Raw genomic sequence first — 15168 nt, forward strand, 5'->3', positions numbered from 1 at the left:
CCGCTTGCAGCGGACCTCGCCAGAAACCCCGCCCCAATTTTCGGCACCAGACCGATAGGGCATCACCACAAGGAGGCCAGATATGGCTAAAGAGCGTTTTGACATCAAGCAGCACGTCACCGACACGATCATTGCGCAGATCGAGGCGGGCACCCCGCCGTGGCGCAAGCCGTGGACGGGCGACATGAGCGGCGCGAGCTTTCCCTTGCGGCACAATGGCGATTCCTATCAAGGCATCAACATTCTGATGCTTTGGGCGACGGCGCATGTTCGCGGCTACAATTCCGCGCGCTGGATGACCTTCAAACAGGCCCTTGAGCTTGGCGGTTGCGTGAAGAAGGGCGAGAAGGCGACGAAATCTGTTTTCTATGGCTCGATTGAACGCGAGGACGAGAACGCGGCAGTGGGCGAGGACGGCAAGCGCCGCATCCGGTTTGCCAAGACCAACAATGTTTTCAATGCCGACCAGATCGAGGGCTTGCCGGAAGCCTATTACATCCGCCCGGAACCGCCCCGCGATCTTGGCACCGAGGCCGACGCCGAACTTGACGCTTTCTTTGCCCGCAGCGGGGCGGAAATCATCACCACGGAGGAACCGCGCGCCTATTTCCATCCGACGAAAGACCACATCCATATGCCTCCGATTGCGACGTTTTACAGCGCCGCCGGATACTATGGGACACTTGCCCACGAACTGACCCATTGGGCTTGCGGTGAAAAGCGCCTTGCCACTCAGAAGGCCCGTGCGAACCGGAAGGAATACGCCTTTGACGAGCTGGTCGCGGAGATCGGCGCATGTTTCCTTGCCGTTCAGCTTGGCGTCGAGCCGCAGTTTGACCAGAGCGCGGCCTATGTCGAAGGATGGCTTGAGGCCCTGAAATCCGACAAGGAAATGATTTTCAAGGCTGCTGCCGAGGCACAGAAGGCCGTGGACTACATCAACGAAAAGGCCCGCGTATCCGAGGGTGAAAAGCAGGTGGCCGCATGAGCGGCCCCCACACCCTGCCCCGCCTGTCCTGCCGCAAATGCGGCAGGATAAACCCGCCGGTCTATTTCGCGCCGGTGGCGATCGAGGGCGAGGGCTCTTGCATCTGCTACGCTTGCGCCGAGGCGCGGCAATGGCTGGACCAAGACGGCAATCTGCGCCCCGGCGTCGAGCTTTGAACCTGTCAGCCCCTGCCCCCGGCGGGGGTTTCCTTTGCCCTGGTGCTATGTTTGACGGGGCCGGGGCCACGCTTGCGCGCGGCCCCGGCCCCGCCCGGCGCTTCGCGCCGAGCCTGCTTTCGCAGGCGCAAGGTCAGAGGCAGGTGAAGGGCATGGGATCGCCAAGCTCAACCTCGGTCGAGCTGTCGCCAATCATAACCGTGACTGTCTGATGCGCGCGGAATCCGGCGATCAGAGTTTCCCATTCCACGGGGTTGGCCGTCGCTTTTCCGTAGCGCCCATGCACCATTGCCGCGCCGATCCTGTTGCCATCGGGAAAGCTGAAGCCCACCTCGGCCGACAGGTCGGGGTTGTTGCCGGCTTCGATCAGGACGGCGCTTTCCGAGGTCCCGTAAACCGTGTTCGGATCACAAACCAGCGAGACCACCATGCCCGCATTCTCCGTGCGGTAGAGATCGACCCCGCGTTCATGCTCATGTTCCCAGGCACTTGCCACAGCGGGCGATGCCGTCAGAATAATTGTGCTGCAAATCAATGCTTTATGAAACTGCATAGGCTGCCTCCTTTTGGGAGCCAGCCTAGCATTTTGAGAACAAAAAGGGAAGATTATTCAAAGGTTTCGGCGGTTTCCGACCATTTGTCTTGCCACACGTCGAAAGAGGCAACCACGCGCCCCTCGGGGTTCTTCAAGGTAATTTCCCCGCGCGTCTTCGGATCGCGCATGTAAGCCGCGCCAAACTCGCGCAGGGTCTTCGAGCTGGTCGAGTAGACCGTGCCAAGGCTTCGCCCGTCTTCCTCGGCCGACAGCGAAAACATTGGTGTCTTACTCATAGATGACATTTTCCCTACGCCCGTCCTTCCAGCGCGGAAGTATCTCGCCGGTGTTCCACTCGTAGAGCCATCCGACGATTTCGCGCGTCCTGGCATCGAGGATGCGCTTGATTGCTTTCGCTTCCAGTCTTTTTTGCCTCGGCATGGTTTTCACTCCGTTTTTTTGATCCACGGAGCGCCCCGTTCCCGCGCCTTCTTCATCATTGAAGGGAGGGTAAGCGCTCGCTTACCCCTGCCGAGCGGCGAGCGTGAGAGGATGGGGGTGAAGCAAAATCGACAGGGGTGGTGCGGCCCGCAGGCGCAGCCGAGGACACGGCCCTGTCTATTTTGCTTCAGGGGGAAGGAAGCCGAAACTCCTTCCCCCTTCTACGCAATAACGTGACGCGGCTTGCCGCGTCTTCTAATCTTTCTTCTGTCGAAGCTCTTCGATGACTTCATCAAGGCAGGTCCAGAACACTGGTTCGAACTGGCCCCGCACCATCGCGCTATCGGATTGGAGACGAAGCGGATCATGCTTTTCGCGCAGATCGTCCAGGATGTTCGCGGGGAGCCGCTTCGTTGTGTGGTAGCCTTCACGCATCGGGAGGCGATCTGCCTCGGGCTTTTCGATGTATTTGGCCTTCAGCTCGAACCTGGCCGTTGCTCGGCGTCCGGCAAGCACGATCACATCGCGGGCCGCGATCCCCTGCCCTTCCAGAGCATCGAGTTTCTTGCCCTGATCGACCTTCACAGCAGCGTCGAGGCGCGTTTCCCGTTTTTCTGCGGCGGGCTTTGGTGCCTTTGGGGCCTGCGGTTGTCGCTCTTTCTCCACGCGCGGGCGAGCGGGCTTGTCAGCTTTAGGCTTGCTGGCAGAGGGCGTGTCGGTTTCAGGATCGGGCTTCGGAGGAGTTGGCGTTTGTTTAGCCGCCGGTTCCGCCGGAGCGGAGGGTTTCGGGATTTCCGCTGCGAAGGTTCCGGTGCTTTCGCGAGTGGTTCCGAAATTGGTGGTGTATTCAGGGTTGAAGCCCTTGATGTTCGGGCGTTGCTTTCGGGCCATTATGCGATCCCTCCAATGTCCTGAAGGATCGCCAGTGCTTCGTCCAGAGCCTCTTCATAGTGCTTTGCGTGGGTGCGGAGCAGAGGGTTCGGATCGTTGCGCCGTGCCTCAGCGAGATAGTGGAGAAATCCGAGGCTGGCGGCGTCTTTATGCTGTTTGCGCTCCATGAAGTAGTTCTGGACGACGGGGAAGGATTGAACCGCTTCCAGCTCAAGTTGCTGTTCGGTTTTACTCATCCGTGCGGGAACGCTGGAAAGAACGACATGGAAGGTCGGCAGGTTTTCGGGATCTTCGGTCCTTCCCCGGAGGTCAACATACCATTTGTGGGTGTCTTGCGTGATTTCCATATCGTCGTTGGACAGCATCATGGGCACCACAAGAATGTCGCTGAAGGCCGCGAGATCGTCGGCCCAAGCACCAGCGGCCCCGAGCGTGTCAACGAAGATGAAATCCGTTGACCCTTCTTCCCAGGCAGCATCCACCCGCGCCTCGAATGCTTCGGGTGACTTCAGCTCTTCGATGGTGAAATTCGGATCTTCGATCTTCAGCTTCTCAGCCCATCGAAACAAGGCTTGTTGCGGGTCAGCATCTAGGACAAGGCATTTCTTGCCTGTGTTCATAGCTGCACTCGCCAGGGCACGGGTCAGCATCGTCTTTCCGGCGCCGCCTTTGCGTGTCATGACCGTGATGACTTTCATGTTTTCGTTCGGCATTGCTCGGCCTCATGTTCAGTGTTGCTTGTCCGGTGTTCCGGGCTGATTGTCGCTTGTCGCTTGTCGCGTTTCAACTGTCGCCTGTTACTTGTCCCTTGTTGCGTGTTGCGGGTCAAGTGTTAATTATCCAGTGTCCAGTGGCCAGTGTCCAGTGTCCAGTGCCGCTTGTTGCCTGTGGTATGTTCCGTGTTGCGTGTTGTTTGTCGCGTGGCAACTGTTCATTGTTACGTGTTACGTGTTGCGTGTTGCGTGCGGGGCGGAGCGTTAAGGAGGCGAAAGGGCCGGCGTGCTGCCTCTCTTCTTCATCGCAATCAGACCTTTCGCTGGGACTGTCTGCTTCGGTCGGGGACGGCATGGCGCACAGGAGCGCCGCAGCGGCTCGCTGAGGGTGCTTCCGAGGCTTCTGAGGGGGAGGGGTGCGGAGAGGCGCTTCTAGCGCCTCACGGGGCATTTTTAGAGGGGTGGGCCGGAGCGGCCCAGATCGAACCAGGGTTCGATCACGGCACGGGCTAGCCGTGCCTAATGCGGAATACAGCCGAACTTAACGGCTTCGACACTCGACACAATCCCCGGATTGCGTCGAAGCCTATTCGTCTGTATGAAGGTGGCAGGAAATAAGGAGTGTATGTTCAGTATGTCGTCGCGCCGCCGTCTAACCCGTGAAGAACGGCTCGTCATCGTCCGCGAGAGCGGAAAAGGCGTTTCCGCAAAGGCACTTGCGGCGCGCTTCAAGGTGACGGAACGGGCGATCTACTACACGGTTCGGACTGAAAAAGAGCGCCGCCGCGAAAGCAGCATCAGGACGCGCCAGGTCAGCGTAACCGTTACCGAAGAAGAGCTTCGCGCGTTCGATGCCGTCTTGAGCAAGAACGGGATCAACAGCAGATCGGATGGTTTGCGCCGCCTGATCCAGTGTGCGAATGGCGTTTTCATCCCCGATGAACACCTGTCTTCTGAGCTGAGCAGCTTCCGTGCAGCCCTGAATCGTGTGGGTAACAACGTCTCCCAGATCGCCAAGCGCATGAACGAGGCGAACAAGAAGGGCCTTCGACCGCCCTTCGGGCCGGGCAGTCTATCGCAGATGCGGAGCCTCGCCGGGTTCGTTCTGGACTTTGCCGATCAGGTTCATTCGCTAGCAGAGCGCCGCCGCAGTCACCTGACATTGACGGTCAATGCCGCCTTGAAGGAGCTGGCAGATGGCGAAGAATAATGCGGTTGCCGCCGTCACTGGTGAGCTTTTCCAAGATGGGTGGAGCAAGGTTCGAGGCTCTATGCAGGGCCTGGGTCAGAAGCGGCAGCAGATGGCCCGTGCCGGGGCGGGGCATCGAGCGGCCGTTTTCAAGGCAATCCGGTCAGGCGGAACACACACGCGGGGTCAGCTCGTCAATCAGCTTGAGTATCTGACCACCAAGAGTTCGCATATCGTGGACAGCCGTGGCGTTCTCGATGGGAAGCGCCAGTTGAGCGCCGACGAGATCAAGAGCGTGGCAGATCGTTTCACCGAGCGTTGGGACAAGGGTTTCAACCCGAAGATGGGGCACACGACCCATCTGCTTATGTCGTTCCCCGTTGGCACGCGCGGGGCTGATGTTCGAGACATTGCCAGCGACGTTTGCGAGCGGTTCTTCGCCACGGAAGATCGCAATTTCGACTACCTGATCGCGGTGCATGAGGATCGGGCTCATCCTCATGCCCATGTCGTCCTGAACCGGCGGTCCCAGGAGGGCGAGTTCTTCTATCTGGGGCGGGATCACCATTTCAACTACGACGACTTCCGCACGGCGATGGTCGAAGAGGCTGAAAAATATGGTGTTTGTCTCGAAGCAACGCGCCGTTTGGATCGGGGTGTGGTAACATATCAGCCGCGCACCAAGGAGGTTTACGCGGCCAAGGAAGAGGGCAGGGAGCCGGTTGGACGTGTCCGCGTCGGGCGCGATCTGGACCGCGCGCTGGCGGAGATCGCCAGCAATACGAAGGTTTACCGTTCACTGGCCGCCGAGGCGTCGGCCGAGAACCGTGAGGATATTGCAAACGCCTTGTTTCGTGCCGGTGAGATGATGGCACGGGGCGGGCATCTTGAACAGAATGGAGAAGTTTACATGGCCGAGGAACAGTCCTTTGATGATCTGAGAAGCAGCTTTGCCGCACGGATGGAGCGCGTTGAGGCGATGGTTGCCAGCACGCCCGAGGTGCAGCGACCCCAAGCGCAGGCGCGTCTCAATGAAATCTATCGGGGGGTTGCCCACATGCAGCCTCTTGGCACCCGTTCGCAAACGCTACTTGATGCGCCTTCGGCCGATGGGGTCTATTCCGAGACCAATGTGAACCGCGATGCCGTCGAGCGGCTGCGCGAGCCTGAGACGAGGGCGCAGATCGAAACGGCCTTGCGTGGCACAGGCATTTCGTCCGAGACGATCATCGCACGGATCGAAACCACAGCGAATAACGCTGCGCTGGAACGCCAATGGCTTTCCGATGATTTGAGCCGCATCGCGGAGACTGATGGGCTCAATCTCGAACGGCGCGAAGATCTTCAACAAGCGGTGGACAAGCTGGACCAGGTGCATGTCCAGCTAGGGACCGCGCTCGAACGGGCCGAGGTTCTGCGCGACGATGGGGTGTTCGAGGACGATCCGGATTATCAAGACTTCCTGCGCGATCAGGCGAACGATGAAGTCTATCGGGAACGTGTCAGCGATGAGCTGCGGACCGAGGACGCCTTAATTCGAGCTGAGAATGATGGCATTTCCGCACGAGAGGCTGAGGCCGTGGCCGAGGTCGAGAAGGGGGTTCGTGACAATTTCGATGGGCCAAACAATGACTATGCCACATTCGAGCCTTTGGTGATCGAGCGGGATCGTGCGGCGCAGGGGCGCACGAATGTCAGCACCAACGCGGAGCTGGGCATGGCGTTCACGGCTCTGGCGAAAGAGCGCGCGGCAGGAGGTATGTCGGTTGAAGATCAGCGCCGGGCCGATGCTTTGTTGCGCGACACCGCTGACAGATATGGTGAGCAGATGCGCGACGGGTTGGTGCGCGAGGATACCCGCGAGTTCCGTTCGCATGAGCATGAGGATTTTGCGGGCTACAGTGCTGAAGTAGAGCGGTTCGAGCAGGATCGCTTGCGCGAGTTCGATGATGCGATGCGCCCCTACGAAGTCGAGACCGACAACGAGGGCGGGGTTTCCCATCAGGCCCATATCGAGCAGGCCAGCCTTGATCGCATGAGCAGCCGCATCCGCGACGAGCTTATGTCAGCCGATCAATCGGAGGACTTCGATACGCGCTATGATCGTGTGCAGGCTATGTCCGAGGACGGCCGGATCGAGGCAATGGCGCGGGAGCGGATTGCAAGCGAGCAGGCCGATTATCTCCGAGACAAGCCGGAAATCGTAGCGTCCCCGGACCTGATCTATCGTGACCAGCCCTATCAGGAAACGATTGTCGATCACGACCTATACGACCGGATCGAGACGGAGGCCCGCGCCGCCGGAGCTGACGAATCCACCGATGTGAAGGCGACTGTCGCAGATGACTTCAAGGCCCGGTATCCGGACATGCCCGATCACCTTGCACGGGGTCTGGGTCAGACCTACGCCACGGCAATGAGCATTCGGGACAGTGAGCGGGTTTCCGAGGTGGCGGCGCAACGTGAACTGACCAGCGCCGGCCGCAGTCCTGAGATCGAGCGTGTCATTGCTCACGAACGTGACGACAAGATCAACCCGACCTTCGCAGACGAGGCCAGTGGCCGCGCCTATCGCGAGGAAATCGAACGCGAGCTGGATGACGAGCGGATCGAGGCATTGCGCGAAGGCGATGCAGATGCCTTGGAGAACGTCATTGATGACCGTCTGGAACGGCTCTACGCCGCGAAAGCCTATCTGCAATCGGATGAAGCGACGGCCAACAGCGAGGCCACCCGCGAGGTCATTTCCGAGATTGCCGATGAAGAATACGATGCGCAGCGCCTGAAGCATGTTCAGAGCCACAGCGAAAAGGGGCAGACGCATGGATAAGGGCAAGATCGCAGTTGGCGTAATCCTCCTGACGCTGGTTTCGGCCGCTGTCGGCTATGTGATTGCGACTGCCTACCTCACGTTTCGCGATTATGGGCTGTCGGCTGAGATTGACTTCTTCTGGCTGGCGCAGAACTACCTGGATATGCGGATCGTCCGCCCCAACGACTTCGAGAAGGTCAATCTCATCATCGGCGGCTTTGCCCTAGCCGGGATGCTTCTGAGCGCGGTTCTGTCCGGGTCTGCACTCACCCGCTTCGGGCGCACCCATTGGCAGAAGGCCGCTGAAATGGCCCGCAACGGGTTTTTCGGTAAACCCGGCACAGGGTTTATCCTGGGCAAGATGGGCAAGCCGAAGTCGCGCGGAAAGCTCGTCACGTCGAAGGTTTTTCCCCACGCATTGATCGTCGCACCGACCGGGCGGGGGAAAACCACCGGCTTCGTTATCCCGAACCTTCTTACCTTCAAAGGGTCCGCCGTGGTCCTGGACGTGAAGGGGGAGAATTTTGAGCATACGGCCCGGCATCGAGCGTCGGAGGGCGACAAGGTGTTCCGCTTTGCACCGACCGATTGGCACGACCGGCGCAGCCATCGCTACAACCCGCTGCTGAGGATCTTCGAGCTGGACGATCCTGACCGAAAGCAGATGGAGCTTCAGCTTCTCGCCTCGCTCTTCCTGCAAGCTGACAGTGATCGTGTCCAAGGGCTTCTGAAAGGCGGTATCGACCTCTTCGTTGCAGCCGGTCTTCTGGCCTTCGAGCGGAAGCGGCCCACCTTGGGCGAAATCTACCGGATCAGCGCGTCCGGCGGCAATAAGCAGAAAGAGTTCATGAAGCGTCGGGACGAGGTTCGGAACCACGCTGCGAAGCTGATTTTCGAGCGGCTTGCATCCACCAACAACGATACGCTGACCTCCTATGTGTCCCTGTTGATGACCTCGGGCCTCGATCAATGGAGCAACCCGGCGATCGACGCCGCCACCATCGAATCGGACTTCGATTTCCGGACGATCCGCAAGAAGCCGTTCACCGTCTACCTGGTCGTCGCTCCGAACATGGTGAAGCCGATGGCCCCGCTGATCCGCCTGTTCTTCTCCGACCTGATTTCATCGCTTCAGGACAAGGAGCCGGGCAAGGATGAACCCTGGCCGGTGATGATTATGCTGGACGAGTTCAACCGCCTCGGGAAGATGCCCATCGTGGTCGAGAGCATCGAGACGCTGCGCTCCTACAAGGGGCACTTGGCTATCGTCACGCAAACGATCCCTGCGCTGGACGAGATATATGGCGAGAACACCCGCAGGGCGTTGCAGGGCAACGCTGGTGTGAAGCTCTACCTCACGCCCTCCGATGAAAAGACCGTCGAAGAACTGAGCAAGGCCGTGGGCAAGACGACCAAGCGCGTGGTCACGCGATCCCGGTCGATTGGTCGGAACCCCTTCGAGGGTCGCAGCATGTCCGAACGCACCGAGGAAACGTCTCTGTTGCCCGAAGATGAGGCGCGGCGGATGCCGCTCGATGACATTGTGATGGTCGTGGATGCCCAAATGCCGATCCGGGCAAAGCGTATCCAGTATTACGACGATCCGTTTTTCAAGGCGATCCACGGCGCACAGAAGGGCGAGCTACCTTTCCCTGAGCGGACCTTGAAAGCCGTCGAGCCGGTGATTGCGGAAGAACCGGAGGACGAGGCGCAGCCGACGCCGGCGGCTGCGCCGCAGGAGGCGGCCGAGAACCTTTCCGTGAAAGAGGCCAGCGATCAGCCTCATCGAGCAAAGCTGAAAACGTCGAAGCGCAAACGGTCCAAAGCTGTCGCCCAGGCTACGCAGGCGACTCGGGACATGGACGAGCGCCAGCGCGAGTTAGACCTGTCTGTTCAGCAGAGGCTCGATCTGCCCGAGCCGGGCGACGTTTCCGATGCCGACGTGCAGGCGTTGCGTGATGCCGATGCAAAGCTGGCAGAGTTCGAGGCAAGTTTTACGGAAGGGCAGGGAGGCGAACGCGCAACCGCGGCCGAGTAGCGATGTCCTTGCCGACCAACACAAAGAAAAAGGCCCGCTTGTGCGGGCCTTTTTCAATCTCCGAGGCGGTCAGCTCGATCTTTCATGCGCTGCATCTTGGCACCCGTTCCGGTCGATGGTGGGGTGCCTCCGCCCGTCGAAGACGGCGATCCCCGCATCGAGGCCATAGCTCGCCTCCCATATTCATTGGCCCGAAGGCCAACCACTTCCGCCGTAGAAGCCGCTCCCACTTGGTAGCGGTTTCGGGCTTGTTGGCTTCCCATAGCAGCTCGGGCGAACTGATAGCTGCCGCCCATCCCTGCATTCATGGCAGGCATGACGATGTTGCCAGATAGGGAGCGCGCGATAAACGGGGTCGCCAGAATGAAACCTTTTCCCATCAGGATCATCATGAAGAAGGGCAGCAAGGCACCGATGTTTGCTGCGCTTGAGGGGTCTCCGAGACGGTCGATCAGCGCGCTCGCAACGCCGATGATGGTCGAGAATACGCCTGCGATGATGATCGGATACATGGAAAAGGAGATCAGGGTGGACAGCCACCGAGCAAAGTAATCCTTCGTAACGTCGAAAAGCGTCAGGAAGATCATGATCGGAGCAAGGCCAATCAGGATCGAGATCAGCATCCTTGACATCATCACAAGCCACGCTGCGATCGCGCCTAGAACCGAGAGAAGGAACATTCCAAGCGTGTCGATCAATGCCCCGGCCATCCAGTTCAGGTTCTCACCGATCGCGTTGAGGTATTCGCCCATGCGGTTGATGAGCTGGTCAAATTCTTCCGCATAAGTTCCAGACGGCCCCGGCGCACCGCCACCTACCGAGGCCACTAGAGACCCGGCGATGCTGTCGATCCCGTTGAGAATCCCGTCTGCAAGATAGTTGAATTGGGCCCAGTTCGTTGCAAACAGCGCTACCAATCCGATCTTCACGGCAAGCCAGAATGACGTGCGCCCGTCCACACTTCGAACCTGAAAGGCCATGTTTATGAAGATCAGGATTACGATCAGTGTAGCGGACAGGGCAATCACAGTTCCAACGGTCGCAGCTATAGCTCCGAACTGTGATTCGGCTGCTTCTTCCAGGAAGCTATCAGCCGTCTCTACGAAGAAGGTTACTACGCTCATGTGACCCTCACCAGTTACCTTGCTCTTCGCAAATTGATCTTGCTGCGGGCCTCAGCTCGTTCGCCGTTCGACTGTATTCCGAGGTGCGTTCAAGGATCTCGTGTCTGTCGAGGCCGGCGTAGTTTTCAAAGTAATATTCCGAAGCCGCATCCCAGGAGGGAAAGCGAGTTTCACAGGAACAATCGCCAGTTTCGACAACTGCATTCAAACTTTGAGCTCGATACATCTGTTGAACGAGGATGTTCTTATGCGCGTCCCGCACATGTGCATTCTCCATCCAGTCAGGGCGGGGCGGTTGTTCCGGACACACACGGGGTTCATTGTCCAGCGTGGGCACGAATTGCGCAATGGCGGGGACGGGGGCCAGAACGAGGACCGCGATGCTGATAGCTTTAATCACGCCGCATCCTCCTTTTCCCCTGAAGCATTTTCACGCGTCAAGAATACATGAATGTTCGATCCAGCACGCCCTTCCGCACTGGCGTGGACCACGGAGACTACCTTGAAGCCTGCTTGTCCCCATTCCCTGAGTTTTTCGGGCATGGACTTCATGCTCTTTGCCGACAGAGGGTCGAAAGTCAGCACTTCGTTTTCAAAGGTTTTCATTGCTCTGGTCCTCACTTTCGTTGCCCGGCAGGTAGAACTCCGTTATACCCCGGTCGCCGTTGTGCCGCCCGGCCTGGATAATCACGTCTATCGAACTTTCGATATACTGTATCATGTCGGCATAGGTCATCGGCACATCCGTCTTCAGGGCGGCGATGGCGAGGCGCTGAACCGCCAATTGCGGCGTTTCCGCGTGGAGCGTCGTCATCGAGCCGCCGTGCCCGGTGTTGATGGCCTCTAGGAAGGTCATCGCCTCGCGCCCCCGAACCTCACCCAAGACAATGCGATCAGGCCGCATCCGCAGCGTGGAGGTAAGAAGAGTGTCAGCGGATTGCGTCTCCACATCGCGGTTCGCGATCAGCGTTACGACATTCGGCTGGTTCGGCAGTAGCTCGGCCGCTTCCTCGATAGTCACGATGCGCTCATCTTCCCCGACATAGGAGAGGATCTTCCTGGCCGCGACGGTTTTCCCAGTGGACGTTCCGCCGGAAACCACCATGTTCATTTTGTTCTCGACGCAGAACTTGATCGCGGCGTAAATGTCGCCGCTCTTCACGACCTGGCGCAGCTCGCGGTTCCGTTCCTGGCGGACGCCTTCAAGGCTGCGTTCTGCACCATAGAGATACTTCAGCTCGATCTTTTCCAGCGGCAGGGTAGAGAAGAAGCGCAACGAGATCGAATGCCCTGTCTGGACGGCAGGCGGTTGGATCACCTGCGCCCGGATCGGTCGGCCGCGATACTCGATGCTTACGGAGACGATGGGCTTCTCTTTCCCGATCCTAGTATTTGCCCCGGACGCGATCTGGTTGCCCAGGTCGCGGATTTCCGTCTGGCTCATGGACGCATCGAGAAGGCGCATGAAGTGATCGCCCTGAAATTCGCCCCAGACCCGGCCATCCGGGTTGATGCAAATCTCGATCACATCATCCCGCATGGCGTCAGGCAGCTTGTCGAGCGATGCTTGGAGGTAGCTGGAAGTCATTCAGAAGATCTCCACGTCCCGATCCACCATGACGGTGATCCGCGCACCTTGATCGACGTAGATCACCGGGCCGAGTGACAGGTAATCGCTCATCACATCGTCGGTCGCGTCTTGCAGATCATCGCCAACGTCCTCAGCAATGTCAGAGGATACTTCGTCATCAATCTGGTTTGCTGCTACCGCAGGCACCGCGCCGAGGATCGAGATCAGGGCGGCAGAACCGAAGCGTTCACCGAAGCGCGTATCCACAAAGCCCGTTACGCCCGACCGGCCCAACTCATCGCCACCGAACGAGCTGATGGTGACAGTCTGGTTCGTCGGCAGAATGATCCTGTCCCATGCGACGGTCACACGTTGCTGGCCCACATTGAGGCCCGAGCGATAGCGCCCGATCAGACGAGAGCCGCGAGGGATCAGGACGCGCGACCCGTCATAGGAATGCACGTCCTCCGAGATAATCGCCCGAATTTGTCCCGGCAGAGAGCTGTCCAGCGCCGTTTCGGTGACGGCTTGGATCATCGTGCCTTGAACCACCGTGTTCGACGGGTTGGCGATGACCTCAGCCTGCGTTACCTGCGAAGGCGATGCGCCATTGAGAACGAAATCTGTCACTTCTCCGAGCGTTCTTTCCGACAGGGCGCTTTCATCGCTCCCTGCACCGGAGTTGCCAAAGGCGATCATGGGCGAGTTGATCCGGGCTTCTTGAAACGCGGCCGCCTCCGCTCGCCGGCGTTCCAGTTCCGCAAGTCGCGCGTCCTCTTCATTGCTTGGCGGTGCCATTGGATTTTCTTGATCGAGCCGCGCGATTTCGAGCTCAGATTGAAGGCGACGAAGCTCGCGATCCCGAGCCGCCAACTCTTCCTGAAATTCCGATCTTGCGGCATCCGATGCTTCCTGAAGCGCGGCTACCTGTGCCGTTAGGGCCTCCAATGCCGCAGCCGCTTCACCATCATCGTCCGGCGCATCGCGCAGCTCTGCAATTTCAGCCTGAAGAGCTTCGAGCTGAGCCCGAAGCGCAGACTCAATCTCGCTCTCTACCTCGACGACCTCCGGTTCAGGCGGGGCAGGGGGCACGAAGGGCTCGATCGCACCGAAGCCATCGCCCTCTTCCTGAAACTCGGCAGGCCGCGCGGTTGGCAGCGGGTTTTCCGGTTCATCAGACGGCAGGGCCAGGTATGCGATCAGGCCAATGGCCGCGATGGCGCCGACACCGGCCAACGCCACCTTGGGCGACGGTCGTTCCTTCTTGGGCCCGCTTTCGCCTCCGGCTTCGAGCGCGGACAGGCGCTCTTCAAGATCCTTTTCGTCGCTCATGATCCGGTTCCTCCGGCGCTATTTTCCTGTATGCAGATGACGGTATCGCCCAGGCGCAAAACCCACTGGCGGTTCACCCCTGACACGCGAAGAACGCCGTCCTCGATCTGCTGACTGTTCACCGTTCGCTCGCGGCCTGCCGAATACTGGAAGATCGCAGGGACCGGGGCGTTCGGAGCAAAGCGGAAATAGGTGAATGTCCCATCGTCCCACACGGCTGTCGGAGTGATTTCCGAGCGCCCCGACGCCGCATAGTTGTAATTCGGTGCCCTTTGCGCGACGGCGTTCGTCGGGCGCGTTCGATCCTGCGGATACCGGAATTGGACAACGTAGTAGGTCGGGGAGGACGATTCCGTGACGTTGAAATAGTAGCTGCGGCGGTTCGTATAGACCGTGATGTTCGTGTGGACACCCCGAGCCAAGGGCTTCACGGCGAAGGCACGGCCACCCGGAACGCCGTCGAGCTGAAAGCCTTCCGTGTCACCAGCAATAATCGAGCGGATGGTTTCCCCTTCACCGAACTCCACACTGGTAACATGGGTCAGGCTGACGCGAAGGCGGTAGACCTGTCCATCGGTGTAGGTTGCGATCCGAACGCGGCTGTCGTGGCTTCCGGCTCTCGGGTTGCTTTCCGCGAAGGCCGGAGCAACTGCCAGGGCAAGAGCGACGGACAGAAGGCCGGTTTTAAGCATCTTCATATCAGTTCTCCATTCTGTCCGAGCGAATTGCGTATTCGGTGACGGTAAAGCCGAACGGGTTCGTCCAGACCTCATCAATCTGCCGCCGCTCTTCGGGCCGGAAGTCGAACATCAACGTGACCGTGAACAGGCCAGCTTGGACGCCCTGCTGCGACGTGAGCCGCTTGCGAAGGCGCACAGTGGCCCGGTTGTCCCCGATCCGGTTGATGCTCAGAATTTCAACGTCGAGCCGGGCATCCGGGCCGTAGACGTTGGGCGGATAGTTCTCGCTTGCGCTGTTCCAGAGCTGGCGCAGCGAGGCAGCGGCGTTGCCGTCCGACATTGCCAGCACCCCGCGAACGCGCAGGTCATTGTCGAGCTGGTTGTAAGTCTCCCGCTGCGTGACATAGCGGAAGACCGCAGCTTCAATGACCGCCTGATTCTCGGTGACGCGCACGGCCCCGACAGAGGCATTCGGCAGGGCCATGCCGGAATTGGGGTCGTAGGGAACGACAACCGGCGCAGGATCAACATCGAGGACCGCGACCGCCATTCCTCCAAGGCATCCCAACACGCCGAAACCCAAACCGACGAAGGCCAGCTTCTGCCAGAGCTTTTCACGGCGACGGGCACCGTAAATCAGCTCTTCCTCAATGATTTCTTGATCCTTAACCACTTGCCC

The 15168-nt window shown here is 59.4% G+C and carries 17 protein-coding genes; 5 read left to right on the forward strand and 12 right to left on the reverse strand.

The features are described 5' to 3' along the window. Positions 1 to 82 precede the first annotated feature (82 nt). Both ACWNZ3_RS22440 and ACWNZ3_RS22445 read left to right on the forward strand, forming a co-directional pair. A complete protein-coding gene (locus ACWNZ3_RS22440) occupies positions 83 to 988 on the forward strand; it encodes an ArdC family protein (protein ID WP_088716856.1) in 906 nt (301 codons plus the stop codon). After that, a complete protein-coding gene (locus ACWNZ3_RS22445; RefSeq protein ID WP_088716857.1) occupies positions 985 to 1164 on the forward strand; it encodes a hypothetical protein in 180 nt (59 codons plus the stop codon). Before ACWNZ3_RS22440 ends, ACWNZ3_RS22445 begins: the two co-directional genes overlap by 4 nt. A 133-nt stretch (positions 1165 to 1297) precedes the next feature. On the opposite strand, the gene ACWNZ3_RS22450 is transcribed toward ACWNZ3_RS22445, so the two are convergent. From ACWNZ3_RS22450 to ACWNZ3_RS22470, 5 genes are all read right to left on the reverse strand, one after another. Beyond that, positions 1298 to 1717, reverse strand: coding sequence for a hypothetical protein (locus ACWNZ3_RS22450; protein WP_088716858.1), 420 nt, complete (start codon positions 1715 to 1717; stop codon positions 1298 to 1300). Positions 1718 to 1770: 53 nt separating this feature from the next. Continuing rightward, the gene (locus tag ACWNZ3_RS22455; protein ID WP_127562609.1) at positions 1771 to 1995 is read right to left on the reverse strand and encodes a hypothetical protein; all 225 of its coding nucleotides are present in this window, start codon (positions 1993 to 1995) and stop codon (positions 1771 to 1773) included. Then, a complete protein-coding gene (locus ACWNZ3_RS22460) occupies positions 1988 to 2167 on the reverse strand; it encodes a hypothetical protein (protein WP_127562610.1) in 180 nt (59 codons plus the stop codon). Before ACWNZ3_RS22460 ends, ACWNZ3_RS22455 begins: the two co-directional genes overlap by 8 nt. A 228-nt stretch (positions 2168 to 2395) precedes the next feature. Then, positions 2396 to 3031, reverse strand: coding sequence for a hypothetical protein (locus ACWNZ3_RS22465; RefSeq protein WP_127562611.1), 636 nt, complete (start codon positions 3029 to 3031; stop codon positions 2396 to 2398). Beyond that, positions 3031 to 3744 (reverse strand): AAA family ATPase, encoded by a 714-nt coding sequence (locus ACWNZ3_RS22470; RefSeq protein ID WP_088716861.1) that lies wholly within the window; start codon positions 3742 to 3744, stop codon positions 3031 to 3033. Before ACWNZ3_RS22470 ends, ACWNZ3_RS22465 begins: the two co-directional genes overlap by 1 nt. Positions 3745 to 4369: 625 nt before the next feature. On the opposite strand from ACWNZ3_RS22470, the gene ACWNZ3_RS22475 reads away from it, so the two are divergent. From ACWNZ3_RS22475 to ACWNZ3_RS22485, 3 genes are read left to right on the forward strand one after another with little or no spacing between them, the layout of a single operon-like run. Further along, on the forward strand, positions 4370 to 4954 hold the full coding sequence (locus tag ACWNZ3_RS22475; protein ID WP_231017863.1) for a ribbon-helix-helix domain-containing protein: 585 nt from the start codon (positions 4370 to 4372) through the stop codon (positions 4952 to 4954). Continuing rightward, on the forward strand, positions 4941 to 7763 hold the full coding sequence (locus ACWNZ3_RS22480; RefSeq protein WP_088716862.1) for a relaxase/mobilization nuclease domain-containing protein: 2823 nt from the start codon (positions 4941 to 4943) through the stop codon (positions 7761 to 7763). The genes ACWNZ3_RS22475 and ACWNZ3_RS22480 overlap by 14 nt, the downstream gene beginning before the upstream one ends. Next, a complete protein-coding gene (locus tag ACWNZ3_RS22485; RefSeq protein ID WP_088716863.1) occupies positions 7756 to 9783 on the forward strand; it encodes a type IV secretory system conjugative DNA transfer family protein in 2028 nt (675 codons plus the stop codon). The genes ACWNZ3_RS22480 and ACWNZ3_RS22485 overlap by 8 nt, the downstream gene beginning before the upstream one ends. Positions 9784 to 9836: 53 nt before the next feature. Here ACWNZ3_RS22485 and ACWNZ3_RS22490 read toward each other — a convergent pair whose 3' ends face one another. From ACWNZ3_RS22490 to ACWNZ3_RS22520, 7 genes are read right to left on the reverse strand one after another with little or no spacing between them, the layout of a single operon-like run. Then, the gene (locus tag ACWNZ3_RS22490) at positions 9837 to 10907 is read right to left on the reverse strand and encodes a TrbL/VirB6 family protein (RefSeq protein ID WP_088716864.1); all 1071 of its coding nucleotides are present in this window, start codon (positions 10905 to 10907) and stop codon (positions 9837 to 9839) included. A 7-nt stretch (positions 10908 to 10914) separates the two neighbouring features. After that, positions 10915 to 11307 (reverse strand): hypothetical protein, encoded by a 393-nt coding sequence (locus ACWNZ3_RS22495; protein ID WP_127562612.1) that lies wholly within the window; start codon positions 11305 to 11307, stop codon positions 10915 to 10917. Beyond that, a complete protein-coding gene (locus ACWNZ3_RS22500; RefSeq protein WP_127562613.1) occupies positions 11304 to 11513 on the reverse strand; it encodes a hypothetical protein in 210 nt (69 codons plus the stop codon). The genes ACWNZ3_RS22495 and ACWNZ3_RS22500 overlap by 4 nt, the downstream gene beginning before the upstream one ends. After that, positions 11500 to 12495: an ATPase, T2SS/T4P/T4SS family gene (locus ACWNZ3_RS22505; RefSeq protein ID WP_088716865.1), complete on the reverse strand. Its 996-nt coding sequence runs from the start codon at positions 12493 to 12495 to the stop codon at positions 11500 to 11502. Before ACWNZ3_RS22505 ends, ACWNZ3_RS22500 begins: the two co-directional genes overlap by 14 nt. Then, positions 12496 to 13809: a TraB/TrbI/VirB10 family type IV secretion system protein gene (locus tag ACWNZ3_RS22510; RefSeq protein ID WP_088716866.1), complete on the reverse strand. Its 1314-nt coding sequence runs from the start codon at positions 13807 to 13809 to the stop codon at positions 12496 to 12498. It abuts the gene before it with no gap. Further along, positions 13806 to 14501, reverse strand: a complete 696-nt coding sequence (locus ACWNZ3_RS22515; RefSeq protein WP_231017867.1) for a TrbG/VirB9 family P-type conjugative transfer protein — start codon at positions 14499 to 14501, stop codon at positions 13806 to 13808. The genes ACWNZ3_RS22510 and ACWNZ3_RS22515 overlap by 4 nt, the downstream gene beginning before the upstream one ends. Positions 14502 to 14508: 7 nt before the next feature. Then, positions 14509 to 15162: a VirB8 family type IV secretion system protein gene (locus tag ACWNZ3_RS22520; RefSeq protein WP_088716868.1), complete on the reverse strand. Its 654-nt coding sequence runs from the start codon at positions 15160 to 15162 to the stop codon at positions 14509 to 14511. Between the last annotated feature and the right edge of the window lie 6 nt (positions 15163 to 15168).

It is taken from the genome of Sulfitobacter sp. IGS-18 (assembly GCF_059628195.1).

What these genes read in the sequence shown, in the direction of transcription:
- ACWNZ3_RS22440 (WP_088716856.1), top strand. Translation starts at nt 83, where the DNA reads ATGGCTAAAGAGCGTTTTGACATCAAGCAGCACGTCACCGACACGATC.
- ACWNZ3_RS22450 (WP_088716858.1), bottom strand. Translation starts at nt 1,717, where the DNA reads ATGCAGTTTCATAAAGCATTGATTTGCAGCACAATTATTCTGACGGCA.
- ACWNZ3_RS22445 (WP_088716857.1), top strand. Translation starts at nt 985, where the DNA reads ATGAGCGGCCCCCACACCCTGCCCCGCCTGTCCTGCCGCAAATGCGGC.
- ACWNZ3_RS22465 (WP_127562611.1), bottom strand. Translation starts at nt 3,031, where the DNA reads ATGGCCCGAAAGCAACGCCCGAACATCAAGGGCTTCAACCCTGAATAC.
- ACWNZ3_RS22505 (WP_088716865.1), bottom strand. Translation starts at nt 12,495, where the DNA reads ATGACTTCCAGCTACCTCCAAGCATCGCTCGACAAGCTGCCTGACGCC.
- ACWNZ3_RS22510 (WP_088716866.1), bottom strand. Translation starts at nt 13,809, where the DNA reads ATGAGCGACGAAAAGGATCTTGAAGAGCGCCTGTCCGCGCTCGAAGCC.
- ACWNZ3_RS22500 (WP_127562613.1), bottom strand. Translation starts at nt 11,513, where the DNA reads ATGAAAACCTTTGAAAACGAAGTGCTGACTTTCGACCCTCTGTCGGCA.
- ACWNZ3_RS22485 (WP_088716863.1), top strand. Translation starts at nt 7,756, where the DNA reads ATGGATAAGGGCAAGATCGCAGTTGGCGTAATCCTCCTGACGCTGGTT.
- ACWNZ3_RS22475 (WP_231017863.1), top strand. Translation starts at nt 4,370, where the DNA reads ATGTTCAGTATGTCGTCGCGCCGCCGTCTAACCCGTGAAGAACGGCTC.
- ACWNZ3_RS22470 (WP_088716861.1), bottom strand. Translation starts at nt 3,744, where the DNA reads ATGCCGAACGAAAACATGAAAGTCATCACGGTCATGACACGCAAAGGC.
- ACWNZ3_RS22480 (WP_088716862.1), top strand. Translation starts at nt 4,941, where the DNA reads ATGGCGAAGAATAATGCGGTTGCCGCCGTCACTGGTGAGCTTTTCCAA.
- ACWNZ3_RS22490 (WP_088716864.1), bottom strand. Translation starts at nt 10,907, where the DNA reads ATGAGCGTAGTAACCTTCTTCGTAGAGACGGCTGATAGCTTCCTGGAA.
- ACWNZ3_RS22515 (WP_231017867.1), bottom strand. Translation starts at nt 14,501, where the DNA reads ATGCTTAAAACCGGCCTTCTGTCCGTCGCTCTTGCCCTGGCAGTTGCT.
- ACWNZ3_RS22455 (WP_127562609.1), bottom strand. Translation starts at nt 1,995, where the DNA reads ATGAGTAAGACACCAATGTTTTCGCTGTCGGCCGAGGAAGACGGGCGA.